Annotated in this window: 18 protein-coding genes, 4 tRNA genes and 2 pseudogenes; 19 read left to right on the top strand and 5 right to left on the bottom strand. The window is 39.9% G+C overall.

The window, feature by feature from the left end; genetic code table 11:
• Positions 1-53: 53 nt before the first annotated feature.
• Together gppA and rhlB are read right to left on the bottom strand one after the other, a co-directional pair.
• Positions 54-1,559 carry a guanosine-5'-triphosphate,3'-diphosphate diphosphatase gene (gene gppA / locus OO7_RS00885; protein WP_008914075.1) on the bottom strand — a complete coding sequence of 502 codons (1,506 nt, stop codon included), beginning with the start codon at positions 1,557-1,559 and terminating at the stop codon, positions 54-56.
• Positions 1,560-1,570: 11 nt separating this feature from the next.
• Positions 1,571-2,857, bottom strand: coding sequence for an ATP-dependent RNA helicase RhlB (gene rhlB / locus OO7_RS00880; RefSeq protein ID WP_008914074.1), 1,287 nt, complete (start codon positions 2,855-2,857; stop codon positions 1,571-1,573).
• 117 nt (positions 2,858-2,974) lie between these two features.
• Between rhlB and trxA the strand changes: the two genes are divergently transcribed.
• Together trxA and rho are read left to right on the top strand one after the other, a co-directional pair.
• Positions 2,975-3,298, top strand: coding sequence for a thioredoxin TrxA (trxA, locus tag OO7_RS00875; RefSeq protein ID WP_008914073.1), 324 nt, complete (start codon positions 2,975-2,977; stop codon positions 3,296-3,298).
• 911 nt (positions 3,299-4,209) lie between these two features.
• Positions 4,210-5,469 carry a transcription termination factor Rho gene (gene rho, locus OO7_RS00870; protein WP_008914072.1) on the top strand — a complete coding sequence of 420 codons (1,260 nt, stop codon included), beginning with the start codon at positions 4,210-4,212 and terminating at the stop codon, positions 5,467-5,469.
• 166 nt (positions 5,470-5,635) lie between these two features.
• Here rho and tnpC read toward each other — a convergent pair whose 3' ends face one another.
• The 3 genes from tnpC to tnpA all read right to left on the bottom strand — a co-directional run bounded on the left by tnpC (position 5,636) and on the right by tnpA (position 7,881).
• Entirely contained in the window at positions 5,636-7,159 is a 1,524-nt protein-coding gene (tnpC, locus tag OO7_RS00865) for an IS66 family transposase (RefSeq protein ID WP_008914071.1), read from the bottom strand.
• A gap of 84 nt (positions 7,160-7,243) precedes the next feature.
• Entirely contained in the window at positions 7,244-7,588 is a 345-nt protein-coding gene (gene tnpB / locus OO7_RS17385; protein WP_008914070.1) for an IS66 family insertion sequence element accessory protein TnpB, read from the bottom strand.
• On the bottom strand, positions 7,585-7,881 hold the full coding sequence (tnpA, locus tag OO7_RS17380) for an IS66 family insertion sequence element accessory protein TnpA (protein WP_008914069.1): 297 nt from the start codon (positions 7,879-7,881) through the stop codon (positions 7,585-7,587). Before tnpA ends, tnpB begins: the two co-directional genes overlap by 4 nt.
• A 926-nt stretch (positions 7,882-8,807) precedes the next feature.
• Here tnpA and wecA point away from each other — a divergent pair.
• From wecA to OO7_RS00770, 17 genes and pseudogenes are all read left to right on the top strand, one after another.
• A complete protein-coding gene (wecA, locus tag OO7_RS00850) occupies positions 8,808-9,893 on the top strand; it encodes a UDP-N-acetylglucosamine--undecaprenyl-phosphate N-acetylglucosaminephosphotransferase (protein ID WP_008914068.1) in 1,086 nt (361 codons plus the stop codon).
• Between the two features lie 29 nt (positions 9,894-9,922).
• Positions 9,923-10,981 (top strand): ECA polysaccharide chain length modulation protein, encoded by a 1,059-nt coding sequence (wzzE, locus tag OO7_RS00845; protein ID WP_008914067.1) that lies wholly within the window; start codon positions 9,923-9,925, stop codon positions 10,979-10,981.
• Positions 10,982-11,080: 99 nt separating this feature from the next.
• The gene (gene wecB, locus OO7_RS00840) at positions 11,081-12,211 is read left to right on the top strand and encodes a non-hydrolyzing UDP-N-acetylglucosamine 2-epimerase (protein WP_008914066.1); all 1,131 of its coding nucleotides are present in this window, start codon (positions 11,081-11,083) and stop codon (positions 12,209-12,211) included.
• The gene (wecC, locus tag OO7_RS00835) at positions 12,208-13,470 is read left to right on the top strand and encodes a UDP-N-acetyl-D-mannosamine dehydrogenase (protein WP_008914065.1); all 1,263 of its coding nucleotides are present in this window, start codon (positions 12,208-12,210) and stop codon (positions 13,468-13,470) included. Before wecB ends, wecC begins: the two co-directional genes overlap by 4 nt.
• Entirely contained in the window at positions 13,467-14,534 is a 1,068-nt protein-coding gene (rffG, locus tag OO7_RS16765; protein ID WP_008914064.1) for a dTDP-glucose 4,6-dehydratase, read from the top strand. Before wecC ends, rffG begins: the two co-directional genes overlap by 4 nt.
• Before the next feature lie 9 nt (positions 14,535-14,543).
• Entirely contained in the window at positions 14,544-15,425 is an 882-nt protein-coding gene (gene rfbA / locus OO7_RS16760; RefSeq protein ID WP_008914063.1) for a glucose-1-phosphate thymidylyltransferase RfbA, read from the top strand.
• The gene (rffC, locus tag OO7_RS00820) at positions 15,403-16,143 is read left to right on the top strand and encodes a dTDP-4-amino-4,6-dideoxy-D-galactose acyltransferase (protein WP_008914062.1); all 741 of its coding nucleotides are present in this window, start codon (positions 15,403-15,405) and stop codon (positions 16,141-16,143) included. Before rfbA ends, rffC begins: the two co-directional genes overlap by 23 nt.
• The gene (gene rffA, locus OO7_RS00815) at positions 16,130-17,260 is read left to right on the top strand and encodes a dTDP-4-amino-4,6-dideoxygalactose transaminase (RefSeq protein ID WP_008914061.1); all 1,131 of its coding nucleotides are present in this window, start codon (positions 16,130-16,132) and stop codon (positions 17,258-17,260) included. Before rffC ends, rffA begins: the two co-directional genes overlap by 14 nt.
• Positions 17,260-18,509: pseudogene (gene wzxE, locus OO7_RS00810) on the top strand (lipid III flippase WzxE). The gene rffA and the pseudogene wzxE overlap by 1 nt, the downstream one beginning before the upstream one ends.
• Complete coding sequence (gene wecF, locus OO7_RS00805; protein WP_008914058.1) at positions 18,506-19,588, top strand: TDP-N-acetylfucosamine:lipid II N-acetylfucosaminyltransferase; 1,083 nt, start codon at positions 18,506-18,508, stop codon at positions 19,586-19,588. Before wzxE ends, wecF begins: the two are co-directional and overlap by 4 nt.
• Complete coding sequence (gene wzyE, locus OO7_RS00800; RefSeq protein ID WP_008914057.1) at positions 19,585-20,940, top strand: ECA oligosaccharide polymerase; 1,356 nt, start codon at positions 19,585-19,587, stop codon at positions 20,938-20,940. Before wecF ends, wzyE begins: the two co-directional genes overlap by 4 nt.
• A gap of 9 nt (positions 20,941-20,949) precedes the next feature.
• Positions 20,950-21,687 (top strand): lipopolysaccharide N-acetylmannosaminouronosyltransferase, encoded by a 738-nt coding sequence (gene wecG, locus OO7_RS00795; RefSeq protein ID WP_008914056.1) that lies wholly within the window; start codon positions 20,950-20,952, stop codon positions 21,685-21,687.
• A gap of 292 nt (positions 21,688-21,979) precedes the next feature.
• Positions 21,980-23,370 (top strand): annotated as a pseudogene (gene thrP / locus OO7_RS00790) (bifunctional threonine/serine APC transporter ThrP).
• Between the two features lie 151 nt (positions 23,371-23,521).
• Positions 23,522-23,598 (top strand) — tRNA-Arg (locus OO7_RS00785).
• An 80-nt stretch (positions 23,599-23,678) separates the two neighbouring features.
• Positions 23,679-23,754: transfer RNA gene (locus tag OO7_RS00780), tRNA-His, on the top strand.
• A 15-nt stretch (positions 23,755-23,769) separates the two neighbouring features.
• Positions 23,770-23,855, top strand: a tRNA-Leu gene (locus OO7_RS00775).
• 47 nt (positions 23,856-23,902) lie between these two features.
• Positions 23,903-23,979 (top strand) — tRNA-Pro (locus OO7_RS00770).
• Positions 23,980-25,542: the final 1,563 nt, after the last annotated feature.

The following is a 25,542-nucleotide window of genomic DNA, read 5'->3' as shown; positions in this document are numbered from 1 at the left end:
AGGAGAATTTCGCCTCATACGGCTTAGATAAACAGAGCCGTATGAGGCGAAGATTAGCTATTTGAACTATTACGTTCTTCAAGTTCAAGCGGCCAATTAACATAGCCTTGCCACTGAACTTCTTGTTGTAAATTTTCAGCCCGTAAAGGATGCTCAGTAAGCCATTGATGAGGCAATGTAATGCTGAGGATAAGGGCTTTTGCATTGAGTCTTAGAGCAGGAAGGGTATCATCACGGCGGCGGCTAGCAAAAATAATGGCTAAACGTAAGAGCCGACACAATGCATAAGCCTGCTGCATAGGTAATGCATTTTGTTGATTGAGAGTGGTTAAATCTATCGGGCCTTGTTGGTTTCTTAGCAACGCTGCAAGTAACCGTTTTTGTGCAGGCGTAAAGCCCGGTAAATCAAGGTTGGTGATAAGGTAGCTTGCGTGTTCTGGGCCTTTGCGAAAATCAATACTTAGACCAATTTCATGTAACGCGCAAGCACTTGATAATAAATCACGACAGCGTAAATCCAGTTCCCAATCTTTTGATACTTGTAAGAAAAAATATTCAGCCAATTGACGCACTCGGGCGGCTTGTTCAATATCAACTTGAAAACGTCTTTGAATATTTCGCAATGTGCGGGCGCGAATATCTTGCTCAATAGGCAATTCTAACATGCCGTAGACTAACCCTTCACGCAGTGCTCCACCGGCTAAAGTCATATTCTCAATTTCAAGTGCTTCGAAAATGGCAATAAGAATGGCTAATCCACTTGGGAAAACCAGCGCTCTTTCAAATGTTAAGCCATCAATTTCAAGCTCTTCAAGCTTATTACATTGAATTGCTTTATGTTTGAGTTGCTGGAGTTTGTTGAGAGTGATTAACTCATCCATGCCTTGTGCAATCATAATTTCTTGGATTGCTTGAACCGTTCCTGATGCGCCAACGCAAATTTTCCAACCATGCGCTTTTAATGTGTCAGCGACGGGGGCGATAACGGCATGTGCAGCTGCTTGCGCTTGGGCAAAATTTTCTTCAGTCAGTGAGCGGTCATTGAAATAGCGTTCAAGCCAAGTAACACAACCCATTTCAAGGCTGAAAAGTTGTTGTGCTTTTGCGCCATTGCCTGTAACAAGTTCGGTGCTACCGCCGCCGATGTCAACAACTAAACGTTGTTCTGGGCCACCTGTGGTATGAGCAACACCTTGATAAATAAGACGTGCTTCTTCTTCTCCCTGAATGATTTTTACAGTATTCCCTAGAATTTGATTGGCTTTTTCAACAAAAATATCCGCATTTTTAGCTAACCGTAATGTTGCAGTGGCAACAACTCGAATTTGCGATGAAGGAATATCTTGTAAATGCTCTGAAAAAAGGCGCAGACATTGCCAACCTCTTTCCATTGCTTGCTCGGATAACATGTTGTTGCTATCAAGACCAGCAGCCAAACGTACTTTGCGTTTAATCCTAGAAATTATCTGAATGCTACCTGCAATTTCACGCACGACTAACATATGAAAACTGTTAGAGCCTAAATCAATTGCAGCATAGAGAGAAGATGATTTCAGCATATCTTTATCACTTAGCTTGGGCGTTTATGGTTATTACGTGGGCCATTATGGCGACGCGGTGAATTTGAATTGCGACGCGGGCCTCCAGGACGTGGACGATGACGACGTTTTGGTGCTGGGAGATCGGCCAGTAGCGCTTCACTATTATATTTACTTACTGGAATTGAATGTTGAATATATTCTTCAATTGCAGGTAAATTTAATGAATATTCTTCACAAGCAAGGCTGATTGAAAAACCACTTTCGCCAGCACGCCCTGTGCGTCCGATACGGTGCACATAATCTTCGCAATCATCAGGTAAATCATAGTTAAAGACGTGCGTAACGGAAGGGATATGTAAACCACGAGCCGCGACATCCGTAGCAACCAGAATATCAATATTACCTTGAGTGAAATCTTCTAAGATCCGTAGACGTTTTTTCTGCGCCACATCTCCTGTTAATAAGCCAACTCGGTGCCCATCAGCAGCAAGGTGTGCCCAAATATCATCACAACGATGCTTGGTGTTGGCAAAAATAATACACCGCTCAGGCCACTCTTCTTCCAGTAGCGTTTGTAATAAGCGCATTTTCTCTTCGTTTGAAGGATAAAATAGCTCTTCTTTAATGCGATGACCTGTTTTTTGCAATGGTTCAACTTCAACATATTCAGGATTATTCATCTGCTCAAAAGCCAATTCTCTTACACGATAAGAAAGGGTTGCTGAAAATAGCAGGTTTAGCCTTTCTGTGACCGCAGGAATACGGCGGAAAAGCCAACGAATATCTTTAATAAATCCAAGATCATACATACGATCCGCTTCATCAAGCACGACAACTTGAATTGCGCTTAAGTCAATGTAATCTTGTTTTGCATAATCAATCAAACGACCCGTTGTACCGATAAGAATATCGACACCGTTTTGTAGAACCTTTAATTGCTCGTCGTAGCCATCGCCACCATAAGCAAGACCCATTTTTAAGCCGGTATACTCTGCCAGTTCTTTAGCATCTGAGTAGATTTGTACAGCCAATTCTCGTGTTGGAGCCATAATAAGCGCACGAGGTTGATTGACTTTTTTACCCTCAATTGCTGGGTGAGTTAATAAATAGTGAAATGTCGACGTTAAAAATGCTAACGTTTTACCAGTACCTGTTTGCGCTTGCCCCGCAACATCTTTGCCTTCGACAGTGAAAGGCAAGGTAGACGCCTGTATAGGCGTGCAAAAATTGAAGCCTTTTTTATTCAATGCTTCAATGACTTTTGGGTGCAAGGCGAAGTCGGAAAACTTCTTTTCTGTCAAGTGTGCTTTACTCATAGTATAGTAGAATATCAGTTAACGGTTGGTTTACGAAATTGTATCTTTTGAAAGAAAGCATACTGCTACCAATAATGTTACACTAAGTCTACAAAAGATGACCCTTTGGAGTAGAAGATGAGCAAAATTATTCATATAACGGATGCGAGCTTTGCAAGTGATGTACTAAATGCCAATTCACCTGTTCTTGTTGATTTCTGGGCGCCATGGTGTGGTCCTTGTAAAATGATTGCACCGATACTTGATGAAATTTCTGATGAATATACAGGCAAACTAACCATTGCAAAACTGAATATTGATGATAATCCTGCAACGGCGCCAAAATATGGGATCCGTGGCATCCCAACGCTACTATTATTTAAAAATGGTAGCGTTGCTGCAACTAAAGTTGGTGCGTTATCTAAAACTCAGTTAAAAGAATTTTTAGACGAAAATCTGTAATTTATCATCACAGTGTAATAAATAACGTCTAGCGACGCCTATATTTTATGGGATAGACCGCTAGACGTTCTTACTCAAGCATGATAAGTTATCACAAATCCTCATATAGCACTCGTATGAATTACGTTGTAATCTGTTGCTCTTATCTTAGTGGTCTGTTTTATCAATTCAGTTGTTGTACCTTTAGTTTTCAATGATTCTATTCTTGGTATTTATAGTATCAGTTAAAGATAAGCTTAAGTTATCAGTAGTTCAAACTAGATTGGCACTTTAATTTTCTAATCTAACGAAAGCGCTCTGTTAGTATTGAATTTGTGTTTTAGTGCTTTTAAATTGTGGATTTATACTCAGAAATTATTTAAGTCGTCGATTACATTTAAGACTTAACTATATGATTGTTAGCTTACCGCCGTTTCCTTACTAAGATTATGTCGTTTAAAGCTACTTTATTGAGTATTTGTCGTATTAAGGTAAACATTACCTTAAATTGATAAAAAACTATTGCTAATGTTGTTTTCATTTCTAATAATAAGCCGCTGATTGTTTAAACGTGTTGTTGCGATATGTTAGAAAAGCCTTAGCAGTCATTGAGCGCAAAAAAATTTTACGCATTGTTGTTCGTATATAACTTATCGTTTTCTGTTTATATAATGAGTAGTAACAAATAAGTCATAGCGATTAACGGGGCGTTTACCCAAGTGGTTTGAGTTACATGTAAGCGGCTAGAAGATAGCTCGGGGAACATAGAGAATATGTGACTTGGGGTCAGCCAACGGTAGCTTGAAATATTATGGGTATATAAAGTTAAACGGGCACTGATATTTTATATATCTTGATATATTATAATATGAAGTTGTCTTCAATTTACGTTGATAGTCTAAGAATTACCCCGAGTTAAAGAACCCACCATTATGAATCTTACCGAATTAAAAAATACGCCAGTATCAGAATTGATTACGTTAGGCGAAAACATGGGGCTAGAGAACTTAGCCCGTATGAGAAAGCAGGATATTATTTTCTCAATTTTGAAGCAGCATGCTAAAAGTGGAGAAGATATTTTCGGCGATGGAGTACTGGAAATATTGCAGGATGGATTTGGTTTCCTCCGTTCAGCAGACAGTTCTTACCTCGCAGGTCCCGATGATATCTACGTTTCTCCCAGCCAAATCCGCCGCTTTAACCTCCGTACCGGTGACACCATTTCAGGAAAAATCCGTCCTCCTAAAGAAGGTGAACGTTATTTTGCATTATTAAAAGTTAATGAAGTTAACTTTGATAAACCTGAAAATGCCCGCAGTAAAATTCTGTTTGAAAACTTAACCCCACTACATGCTAATAATCGTCTTCGTATGGAGCGTGGTAATGGTTCAACTGAAGATTTAACTGCGCGTGTATTAGATTTGGCGGCACCAATTGGTCGTGGACAACGTGGTCTGATTGTTGCTCCTCCGAAAGCGGGTAAAACAATGTTGCTGCAAAATATCGCGGCCAATATTGCCCATAATTATCCAGATTGCGTTCTGATGGTATTGCTCATTGATGAGCGTCCAGAAGAAGTCACAGAAATGCAGCGTTTGGTTAAAGGCGAAGTTATTGCTTCGACTTTTGATGAACCTGCTGCACGTCACGTTCAAGTTGCTGAAATGGTTATTGAAAAAGCAAAACGTCTTGTTGAGCATAAAAAAGATGTTATTATTTTGCTGGATTCAATCACTCGTTTAGCGCGTGCTTATAACACCGTTGTTCCTTCATCAGGTAAAGTACTGACTGGGGGGGTTGATGCAAACGCATTACACCGTCCTAAGCGTTTCTTCGGTGCTGCGCGTAATGTTGAAGAAGGTGGTAGTTTAACTATCATTGCGACTGCTCTTGTTGATACAGGTTCAAAAATGGACGAAGTTATCTACGAAGAGTTTAAAGGAACGGGTAACATGGAATTACATCTGTCTCGTAAGATTGCAGAAAAACGTGTATTCCCTGCTATTGATTACAACCGTTCAGGTACGCGTAAAGAAGAGTTACTGACGTCACAAGAAGAATTACAGAAAATGTGGATCCTACGTAAAATCATTCATCCTATGGGAGAGATTGATGCGATGGAATTCCTTATCAGTAAATTAGCGATGACAAAAACGAATGAAGAGTTCTTTGATTTTATGAAAAGAGCATAATACTTCATTAGTATAATTCAGTATCATTTATAATGATGCTGAATATATTTTATTAAATCCTAACTCATTTTTTGGGTTAGGATTTTTTATTATGTGAAGTTTAAAAAATAGATAAAAGAACAAATGTCTTCATTAAAACGTAAGCGCTTAATGAACCAGTAAAGCTTTACTCAACCTCACTGATTTCTACGTTCCATGGCATGAGATCCGACACATCATCTTTCGGACTTCGTTTTGGTAACTCGGTAAACAGGTGTTGGAAGTAATAATAAGGGTTCATGTCATTAGCGCGGCAAGTCATCACGAGGCTATACAAGTTTGCACTCGCCTTTGCTCCGCCTACCGAAGTTGAGAACATCCAATTTTTGCGACCTGTCGTGAACGGCCTTATATCTCGTTCGGTCACATTGTTGTCGATACTTATATCGCCGTCTTCAAGGTAGGTAAGCAGCTTAGGCCACTGGTTTTGCGTATAAGTGATGGCTTTGCCAAGTAATCCTTTAGGGAGAACGTTTTGACTGTCAAGCCATTGCTTGAACTCATCTAAAATAGGTTTGGCTTCTTCTTGTCGTAGTTGGTGTCGAGATTTTGCGTCAAGCCCTTTGGCTTTCTTTTCAAGACCGTATAGTTTGCTAATAAAGTTCAGTGCTTTTTCTGGCTTGCCCGCTTTTTTTGATGGTGAAGCTTTTTGAGCATCAGTAAACTTTCTGCGTACATGCGCCATGCAAGCAGCTTGAGTCACGTCCTCAAGTTTGTCGTATGCACTGTAGCCATCCGATAGCAAGTAACCAGAGTAACCACCTAAAAAGTCTTGTACGCACTCTGCTCTGCGGCTGGCTTGATAGTCGTAGATAACCACTGGGTTATTGACGAACTCACCGCTACGATAGACCCACATATATGACTTAGATTGTGCTTTCTTATCTTCTTCACGTAATACTTGAACAGTGGTTTCGTCCGCGCAGATGAGCTTTTCTTTCAATAACTCACTTTTCATTGCATCAATAATGACTTGCACTTTGCTTCCTAACTGAACGCACCAGTTGGCCAGTGTAGCGCGGCTAATATCTATACCAGAGCGATTGAGAATATCCACTTGGCGATAGAGTGGCAGAGCATCAACGTATTTTGCTGTGACTACAGCGGCGAATGCATCTGCACTCCCTAGGCTTTTAGGGATCATACTTGCGGGTTTTGGGGCTGTGATAATCTTTGTTTCAGTCTGTGTTTTTTCACACTGCCGGCAAGCGTACTTGGTTCGCTCGTGACGTATAACACTAACCTTCTGTGGGATGATTTTCAGCTCTTCAGAAGTTTCAACACCACATTGATGTAAAGGCTCGTCGCAGCAGTCGCAATAAGGGGCATTGAGTTCATGTTTATGAACTTCACGCTCGAGCTCTTTTGGAAAAGGCTTACGGCCTGTTTTTTTCTTGTCGTCGTCGGATTTAGCCGTACTCTTTTGTTGCTCCGCTTCGTTAAACGTACCTTTGGGTATTTTTTCACTTTGTGATGAGAAGCGCTTTGACTTACTTAAATTGAGCTGTTCAATCAACAACTCAATTTTGGTTTTGAGCTCGGCAACCTCCTCTTGCTTTGCCGCAAGGAGTTTATCTTTTGCTTCGTTCTGTTGGTGAAGCTCAAGCAGCATAGCTTTTAGCTGGTCGATATCATCAGGGAGGTCGGTCATGTCTGGGCTCTGGTCATCTCAATGACTTAAGTATGACAGCAAAAAAGGATCGTTCAAGCCCAACGTGACGATCAGTATCAGCGGTCACACTTCTAGATTATGAAGTGGACGATGAGCTTTGGCATGTTCGAGCGTTAACCCCGAAAGAAGCCAACCCAGTTGTTGCTTAGTAATATGAATGGCTCCGTCCTCACTGGGTCTTGGCCACTTGAAGGTCCCTTTTTCTAAGCGACGATAGTACAGCCAGAAGCCATTAGTATCCCAAAACAAGATTTTCAATTTATCTCGGGTACGATTGCAGAAAATGAACCAAGACTCACTAAACGGATCCATCTCAAGAGTCTCCGCGACAATCAACGATAGTCCATTAATGGACTTACGCATGTCCGTGACTCCAGAGATGAGGAAAACCTTACCTGTTGGTATCATTGTAGCGCTTCAAACCAAGTCTTAATTTGTTGCGAGCTAAGCGTTGCCGGCAGTTCTGCTCGAATGCCATTATTGAGAATTAACACAACACAACTTGTGCTCACGGTAGGCTCTGTCACCACGATAGGTTGAACCCTGGTTTCAGGCTCGGATTGCGTGAGCTTTTTCGACCAATAGTGAAAAGTCTGATAGCTTATGTTTTGCTCCGAGCAAAACTGCTTAATGCCTAAATTACTTTGTCGTTGCTGCTCTAGAATTGCAGCCCAGTATTCTCGTTTACTTTGTTGTTCCATAGTCCCTCCAATGAAAAAGCTACTATGGCAAATGACGAGTTTGTTTAGTATGTGTGGTTCATTAACCGCTTACATTAAAACAATATTTTTAAAATGGTATGTAAAATTAATTAGAGCATATTTATCAATTAACAATATCTTTACAAAAATGCTTGGTTAGAAAATAGATAACGGATATCGAGTAATGATTGATACGCTTTTGAGTTTTATCGAAGAGTTATTATACAAAATATAAAATTATTAATAATTTTATATAAGTTAAAAGATAATCGTTTTTATTTTTTAAATCTGAATGTAAAAGTTAAAAGCATTGTATGCTTGCAAATTTTGTATGGCTATTAAAATTAATTAGCATGAACTTGTGTTATACCAACTTTTAATTTTGTAGGGAAGAGCCGAGAAGAGTAAGGCTGTATTGTTTATCACAATCGTTTTAGGGTGATTAAGAAAAATAACAATTTTGTATTGGATTTTTACTTCAACAAAAAGGAGAATTAGGACTTGTTGTGTCAATATTATATTAATAAGTATATCAACATGAGCAAAATTGATACTCGTATTTGTGGTGTTGCCTTTGCAATATTCTCATTAGTATAATAATTTTTGGATTTATTGATAAAATCTATTTAATAAACACCTGACATTATAATTATATGGAATTGCGGAGTTTACGGCATTCATATTGTTTTTGGCATATATATTGCTTTTATTGAGCATCATTTATGTCACTAAGGTAAATTGGATCAGTGAATACATAAAAATGATACTCTGATGACGGGTTCATCCCAGTTTGAATATTGTTATTAAAGATTCATCTTATAGTAGTTATTATTGTTAGGATGATAATACGTCAGTTATTGTAATGCATGAAGATGAGTTCCAAAATTTTAGTTTTAGGTTAGATAAAAAAATAAGAGAGTTGACTCGTGGATACCGCACAATTTATTGCTAGTCTTTTTTATGTTTTTTTATTCGCGTTAGTCTTTATTTTTATCGCTCGAGTCGTGGCAATAAAAATTGGCTTAGTGGATAAACCTAATTTTAGGAAAAAACACGTAGGATTGATCCCGTTGGTCGGTGGGATAACTGTATATTTTGGCATCTGTTTTGCTTTTTTTATTACTGAAGAGTATATCCCTCATAAATGGTTGTATCTAGCTTGTGCTGGCTTACTTGTCTTTATCGGTGCTCTAGATGACCGTTTTGATATTAGTGTTAAACTTCGTGCAGGTGTCCAAGCAATCGTTGCTGTCGCAATGATGACTATTGCTGGATTAAAATTAGAGTCATTAGGGCATGCTTTTGGGCCATGGGAATTAACTCTTGGACCATTTGGTTATATTATTACATTATTTGCGGTATGGGCTGCTATCAATGCATTTAATATGGTTGATGGTATTGATGGTTTATTGGGGGGGTTGTCCTGTGTATCTTTTGGCGCTTTAGGCTTCTTATTGTATCAAGGCGGCAATTATGCACTGGCATTTTGGTGTTTTTCTTTTATTGCAGCTATCCTTCCTTATATTCTATTAAATCTTGGCGTACTCGGGCGACGTTTTAAAGTATTTATGGGGGATGCAGGTAGTACATTAATTGGCTTCACCATTATTTGGGTCTTAGTTCAATCAACGCAAGAAAATGTACATCCTATTAACCCAGTGACTGCTTTGTGGATTATTGCGATTCCATTAATGGATATGGTTGCCATTATGTATCGCCGTATTCGTAAAGGAATGAGTCCATTTTCACCAGATAGACAACATATTCATCATTTGATGATGCGTTCAGGTTTTACACCAAGAGGTGCGTTTGTTTTAATTACCGTTGCTGCTGCTATTTTGGCGTGTATTGGCATTATTGGAGAAAAACTAACATTTATTCCAGAATGGGTGATGTTGGCACTGTTTTTGCTTGTATTTTGGATGTATGGTTATTGCATCAAACGAGCTTGGAAAGTTGCTCGCTTTATTAAACGCGTTAGACGTCGTATGCGTAAGGATGCAATACAGTAACGACAAACAAAAAATAGAGGTTCTGTGCAGTGAAATACTCGGAAACACAACCTAATCAGTATCAACCACCGATAGAGCCAGAGTTGGATATCCGTGGTTTGTGTCGTTCCTTATGGCTGGGTAAAGTCTGGATCATTGCTTTCGCAGTCATTTTTGCTGCGATTGCATTGGGTGCATCTTACTTTATGCAACAAAAATGGAGCTCAACAGCAATCACTGATCTGCCTACAGTGAATAATTTGGGAAGTTATTACTCACAACAACAATTTTTGCGTAATCTTGATTCCCGGATTAATTCATCTGCTCAAGAAGGGCAATTACCTAGTATTGCAAATGAAGCTTATCAAGAATTTATTAAACAGATTGGTTCTTATGACACTCGCCGTCAATTTTGGTTGGCAACGGATTACTATAAGCAACGCTTAGAAAATGATCCGAAAGCGGATGCGGCGTTATTAGATGAATTGATTAACAATATTGAATTTACACCAGCTGACACCCTGAAAAATCAAGCTGATAGTGTGAAGTTAATCGCAGAGACATCTATAGATGCAAATAAGCTTTTACGAGAATATATTCAATTTGCAAATCAGCGTGCAACGGCCAATTTGAATGATGAAATTAAAGGTGCTTGGGCAACGAAGATGCAGTCCATGAAAGCGTTAGTAAAACGTGAAGACATGGTAGCAAAATCAGCCTATGAAAGACGCTTAAATTTACTGGAACAAGCATTAAAGGTTGCAGAAAAACAGGGAATTTCACGTAATCAAAGTACAGCTTCAATTGATGAAATATCAGATTCAAAAATGTTTATGTTAGGCGTTCCGCTACTGGAAGCCCAGATTGAAACATTAAAAGCTACTGGTCCAAACCATGATACGGATTACGATCAAAATATCGCAATGCTATCAACATTGAGTGTTGGACCAACTCTTCAAGACAATTTTCAGGCGTACCGCTATTTAAGAACACCTGAAGATCCCGTCAAACGCGATAGCCCTCGTAGAGCTTTTATGATGGTGCTATGGGGTGCTATCGGTGCATTGATTGGTGCCGGGGTAGTACTTGCTCGCCGTCGTCCATCTTGATTCTGTTCAGTGACTAGTTTAATACTAGTCACTTTTAACACTATTATAATTAAGTAAAAGTAACTTACTGAATCAAATAACTAAAATAAGAGAGTCACTGTGAAAGTATTGACTGTATTCGGCACTCGACCTGAAGCTATTAAAATGGCACCGCTGGTTCATGCTCTGGCAAATGATGCAGGTTTTGACGCTAGAGTTTGTGTGACAGCCCAGCACCGAGAAATGCTCGATCAGGTACTGAAACTATTTGAGATCAAGCCTGATTATGATCTCAATATTATGCAACCAGGCCAAGATTTGACGGATATAACGTGTCGAATTCTGGAAGGACTCAAGAGCGTTTTCGCCGATTTTCAACCCGACGTTGTTCTTGTGCATGGCGATACGACAACAACCATGGCAACCAGTTTAGCCGCATTTTATCACCGTATTCCAGTTGGGCATGTTGAAGCGGGATTGAGGACAGGTAATCTCTATTCTCCATGGCCAGAAGAAGCAAATCGTAAAATTGCTGGGCATTTAGCAATGTACCACTTTTCTCCAACAGAAAACTCCCGCCAAAATTTGTTGAAAGAATCTATTCCAGATAATCATATTTTCGTCACGGGAAATAGTGTCATTGATGCGCTGTTATGGGTACGTGATAAGGTTTTGAGTGACCAAGATATGGTTGCAAAATTAGCTGCGCATTATCCATTTATTGACCCAAATAAAAAAATTATTTTAGTTACAGGTCATCGACGTGAAAGTTTTGGTGGTGGTTTTGAACGCATTTGCCATGCATTAGCTGAAATTGCACAAACTCACCCAGATGTTCAGGTTGTTTATCCTGTGCATTTAAACCCTAATGTGAGCGAGCCTGTAAAACGGATCCTCCATGACATCAGTAATATTATTCTTATTACCCCACAAGAGTATTTACCTTTTGTGTACTTAATGAATCATGCTTATTTAATTCTCACTGATTCTGGCGGTATTCAAGAGGAAGCACCATCATTAGGCAAACCTGTCTTAGTCATGAGAGATACGACTGAGCGTCCTGAAGCGGTAGATGCAGGGACGGTACGCCTTGTTGGAACAGACACACAAAAAATTGTTGCGGAAGTTAATCGGTTACTGACAGATGAAGCGGAATACCATGAAATGAGCCGTGCTCATAATCCATATGGTGATGGTCACGCTTGTCAGCGAATTCTAGATGCACTAAAAAGCAATCAGGTGAAATTATGAGCTTTGAAACTATTTCTGTTATTGGCCTTGGTTATATTGGTTTACCAACAGCAGCGGCTTTTGCATCCCGCAAAAAGCAAGTTGTGGGTGTAGATGTCAACCAGCACGCGGTTGATACCATTAATCAGGGAAAAATTCATATTGTGGAGCCAGAGCTCGACAAAGTTGTTAAAACGGCCGTTGAAGGTGGCTACCTAAAAGCGTTTACAACACCGCAGCCTGCTGATGCATTTTTAATTGCTGTGCCTACGCCATTTAAAGGTGAGCATGAGCCTGATTTGATGTATGTGAAAGCCGCAGCGGAATCTGTTGCACCTGTTTTGAAAAAAGGTGACTTAGTTATTTTAGAATCAACATCTCCTGTGGGAACAACTGAGCAGATGGCACAATGGATGGCACAAGCTCGTCCAGATTTGACTTTCCCTCAACAAGCCGGTGATGAAGCGGATATCGATATCGCTTATTGCCCTGAGCGTGTATTGCCTGGCCAAGTGATGGTGGAATTGATTAAGAATGACCGCGTTGTCGGTGGCATGACATCAAAATCATCTCAACGTGCGAGCGAGTTATATAAAATTTTCCTTGAAGGTGAATGTTTTATTACCAACGCCAAAACCGCTGAAATGTGTAAATTGACTGAAAATAGCTTCCGCGATGTCAATATTGCATTTGCGAATGAATTATCGTTGATTTGTGCCAATCAGGGCATCAATGTTTGGGAATTGATCAAACTTGCAAACCTTCATCCGCGTGTGAATATTTTACAACCGGGTCCGGGTGTTGGTGGTCACTGTATCGCTGTTGATCCATGGTTTATTGTGGCACAAAATCCGAAGCAATCTCGTTTAATTCATACTGCACGTTTAGTCAACGATGGTAAACCAATTTGGGTTGTTGATCAGGTCAAAGCGGCAGTTGCAGATTGCCTAACTGAAACGGGTAAAAAAGCGAGCGATATAACAATTGCTTGTTTTGGTCTGGCATTTAAACCGAATATTGATGATTTACGCGAAAGTCCTGCAATGCACATCACTAAGATGATTGCGGAATGGAACACAGGTAAAACGTATGCGGTAGAACCACATATTCATGAACTCCCAACAGCGTTGAAAGGTATTGCACAATTAGCTTCAATTGAAGATGCTGTAAATGATGCGGATATCATTTTAATGCTGGTTGATCATAACCAATTTAAAGCAATTGAAGGATCATGGATTCATCAAAAATGGGTTGTGGATACCAAAGGAGTTTGGCGTTGAAACGCATTCTAATTACGGGTGGAGCGGGCTTTATTGGCTCTGCTGTCGTTCGCCATATTATTGAAAACACAGGCGATAGCGCTATTGTTGTTGATTGTTTGACTTATGCCGGCAATTTAGAATCGTTAAGTCCTGTTGCCAATAGTGACCGTTATGCTTTTGAACAAGTCAATATTTGCGATCGCGCAGAACTTGACCGTGTTTTTGCTCAATATCAGCCTGATGCTGTGATGCATTTAGCGGCAGAAAGCCATGTCGACCGCTCTATTGATGGTCCTGCGGCATTTATTGAAACAAATATAGTGGGTACTTACACTTTATTAGAAGCCGCTCGCCACTATTGGGCAGGATTAGATGAAGTTAAAAAAGCGAATTTTCGTTTTCATCACATCTCAACAGATGAAGTTTATGGTGATTTGGATGGCCCTGATGGTTTCTTCACGGAAACCACATCTTATGCACCCAGCAGCCCGTATTCGGCATCTAAAGCATCTAGCGATCATTTAGTTCGAGCTTGGCAAAGAACATATGGTTTGCCAACGATGATCACTAATTGCTCGAATAATTATGGTCCTTACCATTTTCCTGAAAAATTAATTCCATTGATTATTCTCAATGCATTAGCAGGAAAACCGTTGCCAGTTTATGGTAAGGGAGAGCAAATCCGTGATTGGTTGTTTGTTGAGGATCATGCCAGAGCACTGCATTTAGTTGCAACATCAGCCCAACCGGGGGAAACCTACAATATTGGTGGTCATAATGAACGCCGTAATATAGAGGTGGTTGAGACAATTTGTGAACTGCTTGAAGAGCTTCATCCTGAAAAGCCAACAGGCGTTGAACATTACCGTGATTTAATCACCTATGTTGCCGACAGACCTGGCCATGATATGCGCTATGCAATTGATGCAGATAAAATTGCGCGTGATTTGGGATGGCTACCACAAGAAACCTTTGAAACAGGTCTTCGCAAAACAGTGTTGTGGTATTTAAATAACGAAACTTGGTGGCGCCGCGTACAAGATGGCTCTTATGCAGGTGAGCGCCTAGGTTTAGGGCGTTAAGGGGGGATCATGAAAGGGATTATATTGGCTGGTGGTTCAGGAACTCGTTTGCATCCGATAACCCGTGGTATTTCAAAACAGCTATTGCCCATTTATGATAAACCGATGATTTATTATCCACTGTCGGTTTTGATGTTAGCGGGCATCCGTGAAATTTTGATTATCTCTACACCGGAAGATCTTCCGATGTTTAAGCGATTGTTAGGTGATGGAAGTGAGTTTGGTATTGAGCTGAGTTACGCTGAGCAGCCTTCTCCAGACGGCCTTGCGCAGGCCTTTATCATTGGTGAACAATTCATCAATGGCGACGCATGTTGCTTGGTGCTAGGCGATAATATCTTTTTTGGTCATTCATTTAGCCCTAAATTGAAATCTGTTGCTGCAAGAATACAAGGTGCAACAGTATTTGGTTATCAAGTCATGGATCCGGAACGTTTTGGTGTTGTTGAATTTGATGATGACTTCAAAGTGTTATCCATTGAAGAAAAACCGCAGAAGCCACGTTCTAACTGGGCTGTAACAGGGCTTTATTTTTATGATGCTCAAGTTGTTGAATTTGCTAAGCAAGTAAAACCATCAGAACGCGGTGAACTTGAGATCACTTCAATCAATCAGATGTATTTAGAGCGCGGTGAGTTAAATGTCGAACTGTTAGGTCGCGGATTCGCTTGGCTTGACACAGGTACCCACGATAGCTTGATTGAAGCTGGCACATTTGTACAAACTGTCGAGAAACGTCAAGGTTTCAAAGTGGCTTGTTTAGAGGAGATCGCTTGGCGCAATGGTTGGTTAAGTGATGAGCAAGTGAAGCATTCAGCAGAGCAGCTGAAAAAAACAGGTTACGGTCAATATTTAGAGGATTTACTTCGTGTCCGTCCGCGCCAGTATTGATAACTTGCCGTGGGAGTCTGAATTCTTTGGGCTATCCACTGCCAAGCTAAATTTTTCGGCAGCTGATGCTGAAAATATTATTGCTAACCAATTAGCTGGTTATGATGTTGTTCAGGCTAAAATAGCGGCGCATGAAACCGCAAATTTAGATGGGCTATCAGCATTAGGTTTCTCTCTTGTTGAGGGAGAAGTCGACTTCACTTTGATGATTGGCACAGAAAATGCTTACCTAAAAGAGTGTTTATCTATAAGTGAAACAGTTGAGCTGGCGGTTGATAAAGATATTCCTTTCTTACGTCAGGCCGCTGAGCAAGTTTTTAGCCATAGCCGTTTTCGAGCGCCTTGGTATAAGGAAGGTGATAGCGGACGGTTTTATGCATTATGGATAGAAAAAGCGGTGTTAGGGACGTTTGACCATACTTGCTTATTAGTCAAAGATGAATCAGGCAATGTATTAGGTTTTGTCAGTCTTAGGCATTTAGACAATGACATCGCGCGAATTGGCCTCCTTGCTGCTATCCCTGGAATTGGGAAAAGAGGGATTGGCCGTAAATTGATGTCAGCAGCATTCTCTTGGTGTCAGCAGCATAATAAAAAACAGTTACATGTGGCTACCCAAGTGAGCAATCTTGCGGCATTAAATCTTTATTCACGTAGTGGTGCTTCAATAACAAGTACTGCATATTGGTTATATAGGGGACAATATGATTCCATTTAATAAACCACCCGTTGTAGGAACTGAATTAGCCTATATGCAACAGGCTATGGAAAGTGGCAAATTATGCGGTGATGGTGGCTTTACCAAGCGCAGTGAAGAGTGGATGGAGAAGCAGTTTAATTGTCCGAAGGTTCAATTGACACCTTCTTGTACTGCATCATTGGAAATGGCGGCTATTTTGATTAATATTCAGCCGGGTGATGAAGTCATTATGCCAAGTTTTACCTTTGTATCGACAGCAAATGCTTTCGTGCTACGAGGGGCTAAAATCGTTTTCGTGGATATTCGTCCTGATACCATGAATTTAGATGAAACAAAAATTGAAGATGCGATTACAGCGCGTACACGCGCTATCGTTCCTGTCCATTATGCGGGTGTGGCTTGTGAAATGGACACCATTATGGCAATCGCGAAAAAGCATAACTTATTTGTCATTGAGGATGCTGCGCAAGGTGTGATGTCAACTTATAAAGGGCAAGCACTTGGAACGATTGGTCATATTGGTTGTTACAGCTTTCACGAAACAAAAAACTATTCATCTGGTGGTGAAGGTGGAGCAACTTTAATTAATGATAATTCACTGATTAATCGTGCAGAAGTGATCCGTGAAAAGGGCACTAACCGCAGTCAATTTTTCCGTGGACAAGTGGATAAATATACTTGGCGTGATATTGGCTCAAGTTATTTGATGTCAGATTTACAAGCGGCTTATTTATGGGCGCAGCTTGAAGAAGCGAAAAAAATTAATGATCGCCGTCTGCTATTGTGGAAACGTTATTATGACGCGCTGACACCTTTAGCGGAAGAGGGCAAATTAGCATTACCTATTGTTCCTGAAGGGCTAGAACATAATGCGCATATGTTCTATATCAAACTGAAAGATATAGACCAACGCACAGAATTTAACGACTACATGAAATCTCATGGCATTCTGACTGTATTCCACTATGTTGCGCTGCATACTAGCCCAGCAGGTGAAGAATTTGGCCGTTTCCATGGCGAAGACCGCTATACCACGCGCGAAAGTGACCGCTTAGTACGTTTGCCAATGTTCTACAATATGACAGATGAAGAGCAGCAGATAATCATTGACCGAATTAAGGCCTTTTTTGCCTAATGTCGTTAGCAAAAGCATCAATTTGGACCGCCGGATCGACCCTGATAAAAATCGGGGCCGGTCTATTAATTGTTAAATTACTTGCCATCTCATTTGGTCCGAGTGGCGTCGGATTGGCTGGCAACTTTCGCCAGTTAATTACTGTGCTTGGTGTGTTATCTGGCGCAGGTATTTTTAATGGTGTGACAAAATATGTTGCGGAACATCATCAAGATCCTGAAAAATTACGTGCGATTTTAGGCACATCATCCACACTCATTCTTGGGTTTTCAACACTACTTGCTCTCGTTTTTTATTATTTAGCGGAGCTATTAGTGAAGGGCTATTTGACAGCAATGAATATCAGTCAGTCATTCAAGCTGTTGCTTTTATCCAGATGGGCATTGCCTACGCTAACTATTTTTTAGCGATTCTAAAAGGTTATCGTGATGCATCAGGTAATGCTCAATCGATTATTTTTGGTAGCTTAATTGGTGTTGTTGGCTATTATTTATGCTATAGGTTAGGTGGCTACGAAGGCGCATTAGCTGGACTGGCATTAGTGCCTGCATTAGTTGTGTTGCCCGCAGGATTAATGATTATTCGTCGTCAGCGTTTTGCATTATCTTTATTGAAACCTGCTTGGGATAACGCCATAGCAACCAGTTTGGGTAAATTTACTATAATGGCGTTAATCACGTCAGTAACTTTACCTGTTGCTTACATCATGATGCGAAATCTTTTAGCCGCAAAGTACAGCTGGGATGAAGTTGGTCTTTGGGCTGGTGTGAGTACAATTTCAGATGCTTACTTGCAATTTATTACGGCATCATTTTCTGTTTATCTGTTGCCCACACTTTCTCGGTTACAGAGTAAACATGAAATTTCTACTGAGATCCTAAAAGCATTAAAATTTGTCTTACCAGCTGTGGCAGTTGCCAGTTTTGCGGTATGGCTATTACGAGATTTTGCAATTTGGTTACTATTTTCTGAAAAATTTACTGGAATGCGGGAATTATTTGCCTGGCAATTGGTTGGTGATGTTCTCAAGGTAGGAGCCTATGTTTTTGGCTACCTTGTGATTGCTAAGGCAGCATTGCGTTTTTACATTCTGGCAGAGGTTCTCCAATTTATTCTCTTAATGAGTTTCTCTCATTGGTTGATACCGGAACATGGTGCTGTAGGGGCAACTCAAGCTTATATGGCAACGTATATTGTGTATTTTTTCCTCTGCTGTTGTGTTTTTTTGATTTACCGTAGGCGAGTATGACAACCTTAATACATGTACTGGGAGCTGATCTCCCTCACCATAATCAAACGGTGCTGACTTTTTTCAATAATGTGGTCTGCCAAGAGCACCTCACATCACATAAGCCGTATTTTATGGTGGTTAGTCTCGATTCTCGGTTAGCGGATGCTTATCCTGAACTGGATATTGAAGTATTTGCGAGTAAAAAAGCGATAGCAGATGCGGTAATTAGCCGCGCGAAGATTAACCGTAGAAACTTATTTTTCTTTCACGGGCAGTTTAATGCGCCGATTTGGTTAGCGCTATTATCGGGTAAGATCAAATCTCACCAATTTTGGTGGCATATTTGGGGCGCTGATTTATATGAAGAATCTCGTTCGTGGAAATTTAAGCTGTTTTATATCTTACGACGACTTGCCCAAAAGAAAGTCGGGCGTGCCTGTGGCACTCGCGGAGATATTAATTATTTTCAGCAGTCGAATCCAAAGGTTCCGGTTTCTATTCTGTATTTTCCAACGCGTATGGATCCAGAACTGACATTAAATGAGCACCCAGCTCGTCAGGGCAATTCTTTAACTATTTTGCTAGGTAACTCCGGTGATAAATCTAATCGTCATATAGAAGCATTGAAGGCGATTAAACAGCAATTCGATGAGCAAGTTAAAATTATTGTGCCGATGGGATATCCTGCAAACAATGAAGACTATATCCAACAAGTAGAACAAACGGCACAAACACTTTTCCCTGCAAATCAGGTCGAAATTTTAAAAGAACGCATGGAGTTTAGTGATTATCTAAACTTATTAAAAACATGTGACTTAGGCTATTTTATTTTTAATCGCCAGCAAGGAATTGGTACAGTTTGTTTGTTGATCCAATTTTGTATTCCCTTTGTGATTAGCCGACAAAATACGTTTTGGCAGGACCTGACGGCTCAAAGTGTTCCTGTATTCTTTTATGGCGATGAACTTTCAGTCGGGCTGGTTGATGAAGCTCAACGTCAAATGGCATTGCTTGATAAACAACATATTGATTTTTTTGCACCTAATTTTACGGAGGGTTGGAAAACTATTCTAGGCATGTTGGAGGAGCAAGCATGACCTTATCTGAATTAGGTGGCTTAGCATTTGTTTATTTGCTGTCTATTATTTTCATTGGCACGTTGCTCTATAAAGAGTTCTTACGCGTGCGTTTCAATTTTAATATTTTCTTCTCTTTATTGTATTTTCTGACTTTTTATTTTGGTTTTCCATTAACTTGTGCGCTGGTGTTTCAGTTTGATGTCAAAGTGGTACCTGCTGAATATTTGCTTTATGCTCAATTGGCTGCAACCAGCTTTTATGCCATCTACTATGTCACTTATAAAACACGGCTGACTAAAAATGTTTCGACCGTAAGTCGTCCATTATTTACGATGAACAAAGTTGAAACCAATTTAACCTGTTTTTTGTTGATATTAGTGGCTGTAGTGACGGTCGGTATCTTCTTCCTACAAAATGGCTTTTTATTATTTAAGCTTAAATCTTATAGCCAGATTTTTTCTAGCCAAGTTTCTGGGGTCGCATTGAAGCGGTTTTTCTACTTCTTTATCCCCGCAATGTTGATTGTCTATTTTCTACGACCAACCCAAAAACGGTGGATATTTTTCCTTGTTAGTACCGTTGCATTTGGTTTCTTAACCTATGTTATCGTTGGTGGAACTCGAGCAAATATCATTATCGCTTTTGCCTTATTTTTATTTATCGGCATTGTGAGGGGCTGGATAACGCTTTGGATGTTGGCGGCGGCAGGTGTTGCAAGTATTGTTGGTATGTTCTGGCTAGCGTTAAAACGTTATGGATTAGATGTTAGCGGCGCAGAAGCCTTTTATACCTTCCTATATCTGACAAGAGATACTTTCTCTCCTTGGGAGAATTTGGCGCTACTATTGAGCCATTATGACAATATTGAATTCCAAGGTTTAGCACCGATTATTCGCGATTTCTATGTCTTTATACCATCATGGGTATGGCCAGAACGCCCTGATGTGGTGCTTAATTCAGCAAACTATTTTACATGGGAAGTGTTGAATAACCATTCTGGGCTGGCGATTTCACCTACTTTGATTGGCTCTTTGGTGGTGATGGGAGGCGTGTTATTCATTCCTCTAGGTGCTATCGTGGTGGGATTGATTATTAAATGGTTTGATTGGATTTATAATTTAAGCCTCAAAGAATCAAATCGTTACAAGACAGCAATTATGCAAGCATTCTGTTTTGGCGCCATTTTTAACATGATTGTTTTAGCTCGTGAAGGTGTTGATTCCTTTGTGTCACGAGTGGTTTTTTTCTGCCTTATCTTCGGACTTTGTTTGATTCTGGCGAAATTACTCTATTGGTTATTTGAAAGCGCGGGACTTATTCGTGAAAAAACGATTTCTTATTTAAGAAATCAACGTTGCGAAAGCCGCTAAAGGAGCATTATGGAACTGCAATCCATTCCACAATATACAATTAGAGGGCACCAAATCTGGGGTTTTAAAGATATGGGGCAATTCTTGGATCACTTATTTGCTGGTGGTGAAACAAAAGCAGGAACGCTAGTCGCAATCAATGCTGAAAAAGTAATGACAGCAGAAAATGATGCCGCGTTGAATGAACTCATGGGGCAGGCCGAATATCTTTATGCCGATGGCATCAGTATTGTGCGGGCTATTCGCCGTAAATATCCACAAGCTGATGTGTCCCGTATTGCGGGGGCGGATTTGTGGGAAGCATTAATGGAAAGGGCTGGAGAAGAAGGCACTCCGGTCTTTTTAGTTGGCGGTAAACCTGAGATTTTAGAGCAGACTGAAAATAAGCTGAGAGCGCAATGGAATGTGAATATTGTTGGTTCGCAAGACGGTTACTTTACAGCAGAAGATAGAGATGCGTTGTTTGAACGAATTCGTGCAAGTGGCGCAAAAATTGTCACTGTTGCAATGGGGTCGCCTAAACAAGAAGTATTTATGCGTGATTGCCGTAAAGTTCTGCCTGATGCTTTATATATGGGCGTTGGTGGTACTTATGATGTATTTACAGGACACGTCAAACGCGCGCCTAAAGTATGGCAAAATATGGGGCTAGAATGGCTTTACCGTTTATTAGCTCAACCTACCCGCATTAAAAGACAATTTAAGTTATTGAAATTTTTAGCTTATTACTATGGTGGTAAGCTGTAATTCATCAAGTGACCTGTCACGGTACAATAATCACGCCTTGTATCGTGACGATTTTGTTTTATTACGCCATATCAAAATTAAATGCCCTTCAAATCGAATATTTCCCCAATCTCTTATTTCAATTATTTTTATTATTCTTCAAAAATACGTATAGTGACTGGGTTTGTAACTTCAACTCAGAATGTGAACGTTTTTTAGTCAAAAGAGAGTTGTTTCATCATTAGTTATCATGCTTATTATTATAAATATTCATAAGCCATGACCTTATATTCGAACAATGACAGGGGAATTTATGGAGAATTCGCAAAAAGGACTCCAGCGAGGGCTAGAGGCTCGTCATATAGAGCTTATTGCGCTAGGTGGCACCATTGGCGTAGGCCTATTTATGGGATCTGCTAGCACATTGAAATGGGCAGGTCCTTCCGTTTTACTTGCCTACATTATTGCGGGCATATTTGTCTTTTTATCATGCGCTCAATGGGTGAGATGCTTTTTGTCGAGCCCGTAACGGGATCGTTTGCTTCCTTCGGCTATAAATATCTAAGCCCTTTTTGGGGATGCTTAACGGCATGGGGCTACTGGTTCATGTGGGTTGCTGTTGGGATATCAGAGATCACCGCAATTGGTGTTTATGCGGAATATTGGTTCCCTGATGTGCCACAGTGGGTTTTTGCCATCATAGCGGTAACATTAGTCGCATTGGCGAACTTGGCTGCTGTGCGCTTATATGGTGAGTTAGAGTTTTGGTTTGCCATGATAAAAGTGACCACCATTGTGGTGATGATTTTAATCGGCTTGGGTTTGATTTTTTTGGGAATTGGTAACAATTTCGAGCCTATTGGCTTATCTAATTTGACTGAACATGGCGGATTTTTTGCCGGTGGCTGGAAAGGTTTCTTATTTGCATTATGTATTGTTGTTGCCTCGTATCAAGGTGTTGAGCTAGTCGGGATCACTGCGGGTGAAGCGAAAAACCCACAAGTGACATTGAGAAAAGCAATCAATAATATCCTATGGCGTATTCTGATTTTTTATGTCGGTGCTATTTTCATTGTAGTCACGCTGTTCCCATGGACAGAAGTCGGGCAGCAGGGCAGTCCTTTTGTGTTAACCTTCGCGAAAGTTGGCATTGTTTCAGCGGCTGCTGTAATCAACTTTGTTGTGTTAACCGCTGCACTTTCGGGTTGTAATAGTGGGATGTATAGTGGTGGCCGTATGCTGTATGCTTTGGCACAAAACAAACAACTACCACAATCTATGTTGAAACTGACTCGAAATGGTGTGCCAGCGCGTTGTGTTGGTTTTACTATTCTGTGTCTCATTGCAGGTTCTAGCTTAAATTACATCATTCCAAACCCTGAAAAAGTATTTGTTTATGTCTACAGTGCGAGTGTACTTCCTGGCATGGTGCCATGGCTGGTGATTTTGACAAGCCAGCTGTACTTTCGCCAAAGAAACAAAGATAAGCTTGTAGGTCATCCATTCAAGTCAATTCTTTTTCCATGGGTAAACTATGCAACATTGCTGTTTTTAGCCTGTGTATTGGTCGGGATGGCGATTAATCCTGATACTCGCTTATCTTTGATTGTCGGCGCGATATTTTTATTAGCTGTTTCGGTGCTATATTTTCTGATCCGTGCAATTAATCACAAGAAAACAAAAAATAGTGTTAGTGATTTGTAATCTTTACTTATCATTGTGTCGAGATAAAGAGGGCAAAAATGCTCTCTTTATCGACGAAATGAATAAAAGGCAATCAATCGATATTTTTTTAAAAAAAGGACTAGACATAGAGTGATTAAGTCCGTACTATCCTCTCCCGCAACGGCGTTAAGCGCCCGTAGCTCAGCTGGATAGAGCGCTGCCCTCCGGAGGCAGAGGTCTCAGGTTCGAATCCTGTCGGGCGCACCATTAAATAGCGTGCTTCTACGGTTGGCAAAACGAAGTTGTATGTAGTAATATAATAACGCTTTGAAAAAAGTGATGTTATGGTGGCTATAGCTCAGTTGGTAGAGCCCTGGATTGTGATTCCAGTTGTCGTGGGTTCGAGTCCCATTAGCCACCCCATTTTTTTGTGACATTGCGAGGGTGGCGGAATTGGTAGACGCGCTAGCTTCAGGTGTTAGTGTCCCTAGGACGTGGGGGTTCAAGTCCCCCCTTTCGCACCACAAAAAAATATTCGATTAACCAACTTAATCGAACAAGCTTCAAATTTCGGCGAGTAGCGCAGCTTGGTAGCGCAACTGGTTTGGGACCAGTGGGTCGGAGGTTCGAATCCTCTCTCGCCGACCAATTTAGAAAACCCCGCTTTTATAAGCGGGGTTTTTGCATTTCTGAGATATCACTTTTCTAATACTATTTCATAATCATTCATAGCTAAAAACATTGCGAATGTAATCTGCAATAACAGCATTCCATTTATTTTCTAGCGTTATTTTTGAATCACTACCAAATAAATTCGAGCCTCTTACTGGCTTAGTTTTCATTCATATCACGATAAGTTTAATGACCAATCAGAGCAGATAATTTACTGATTATTTATCTCTATAAATTATCTCTATAAATTATTCCATGTTTTCAAAGCATATAGCGTAATAACTGACTGTTTCTATTTGTTTTTTTACTCCTTAAATTGGTGGGTGTCGCGATATTGATACAAACACAAGTTGTCGCGTCTCCAAATGGAGACATATTACCTTTTGATTTATAACAATAAATTATTAATTGATATTTTACGTCTCTTAATTGAGACACTTAATTGTAGTGGTTTTGTCTCTTAACGATATCTTTGTTGCTTTGATAATATTAAGTAGAAAAACACAAAGCGTTAAAGTGTTGTGATGGGAGTAATTAGCTGAAATTTAGTGAAAAAACTAAAGTATTTTAGTTTAACGAAAAGTTGGCACGTATCCTGCAATATCTATTATGTAGATTGCTCATCCTACTTATTATGACAGCTTTGCTTCATAAACCCAGGGATGACGCAAAGCCAATAATTGGTGCCTATTGTCCAATTTAGATGAACAAGAACTGATTTCTTCTCATCAACTCGTGGACGTAACGTTGAGTGAGGCACTATCCGTCTGTAGACCTGATTGTATATTTACACCTGCCAAGAATGGGCAGGTGTTTTTTTTGTGGCTATTAGGTTAATGTATTTTTTCTTGTCTTTTATCTGCGTGGGCAATGGTTAGTAATAGTAATTTACCTGATCACATGCAGCTAACCTACTAAATGAATCAAAATCCCAAGTCACCATCTCAATTTCAGTGTCTTGGGATCATCTTGCATAACAATTAATGTTGTTTTCTACAAAACCATTTGCTGAACCAACGGGTGATGTAGGTATAGCAAAGAATAATGAATGTAATAATAAAGATATCTTTATTCAAATCTTCAGTATTAAAGCCAATCACTGAGATAAATATAAAGGGTGATAGAATTAAAAGAATAAGATCAAAAAATATCTGTAATCGGTTAGGTGTTGCGATTATCCAGCGCCAGATAGTTTTAATTACATTCATATTGATATCCTGAGTTCGTTTAAATCATCTAGAGTTACTATCATTTATACACTATGTGAATGTCTTATTACATAGCCAGCGCCATTTTGTTTGAGGTTAGGCGAAAATAGGTTTTTTTCGCTTTTTGCGATTATCAATATGTGGTGTTTGTTTGATAAATATATAATTATAAATTGGTCGGTATTATTATAATCATTAACTAAAAACTCTCTTTTATTGATAAATATAAAATATATTAATCATGCTTTAATTTATGGAATAGATAAAAGTTGAAGCGAGTAGTGAAAGAAAGATGAAATTAAAGGGCTTTAAATAGATACTGCCTTTCAAA

Source organism: Providencia sneebia DSM 19967, from assembly GCF_000314895.2.
In the GTDB taxonomy this organism is placed as follows: domain Bacteria; phylum Pseudomonadota; class Gammaproteobacteria; order Enterobacterales; family Enterobacteriaceae; genus Providencia; species Providencia sneebia.
Note: the sequence above shows the minus strand (reverse complement) of the source record. Positions and strands in the feature narration are given on the sequence as shown.

Excerpts from the sequence above, each read along its gene's own strand:
- wecG (WP_008914056.1), top strand. The coding sequence starts at position 20,950 with ATGGAACTGCAATCCATTCCACAATATACAATTAGAGGGCACCAAATC.
- wecC (WP_008914065.1), top strand. The coding sequence starts at position 12,208 with ATGAGCTTTGAAACTATTTCTGTTATTGGCCTTGGTTATATTGGTTTA.
- rfbA (WP_008914063.1), top strand. The coding sequence starts at position 14,544 with ATGAAAGGGATTATATTGGCTGGTGGTTCAGGAACTCGTTTGCATCCG.
- tnpB (WP_008914070.1), bottom strand. The coding sequence starts at position 7,588 with ATGATACCAACAGGTAAGGTTTTCCTCATCTCTGGAGTCACGGACATG.
- rffA (WP_008914061.1), top strand. The coding sequence starts at position 16,130 with ATGATTCCATTTAATAAACCACCCGTTGTAGGAACTGAATTAGCCTAT.
- tnpC (WP_008914071.1), bottom strand. The coding sequence starts at position 7,159 with ATGACCGACCTCCCTGATGATATCGACCAGCTAAAAGCTATGCTGCTT.
- rho (WP_008914072.1), top strand. The coding sequence starts at position 4,210 with ATGAATCTTACCGAATTAAAAAATACGCCAGTATCAGAATTGATTACG.
- rhlB (WP_008914074.1), bottom strand. The coding sequence starts at position 2,857 with ATGAGTAAAGCACACTTGACAGAAAAGAAGTTTTCCGACTTCGCCTTG.
- tnpA (WP_008914069.1), bottom strand. The coding sequence starts at position 7,881 with ATGGAACAACAAAGTAAACGAGAATACTGGGCTGCAATTCTAGAGCAG.
- wecF (WP_008914058.1), top strand. The coding sequence starts at position 18,506 with ATGACAACCTTAATACATGTACTGGGAGCTGATCTCCCTCACCATAAT.
- gppA (WP_008914075.1), bottom strand. The coding sequence starts at position 1,559 with ATGCTGAAATCATCTTCTCTCTATGCTGCAATTGATTTAGGCTCTAAC.
- wzyE (WP_008914057.1), top strand. The coding sequence starts at position 19,585 with ATGACCTTATCTGAATTAGGTGGCTTAGCATTTGTTTATTTGCTGTCT.
- trxA (WP_008914073.1), top strand. The coding sequence starts at position 2,975 with ATGAGCAAAATTATTCATATAACGGATGCGAGCTTTGCAAGTGATGTA.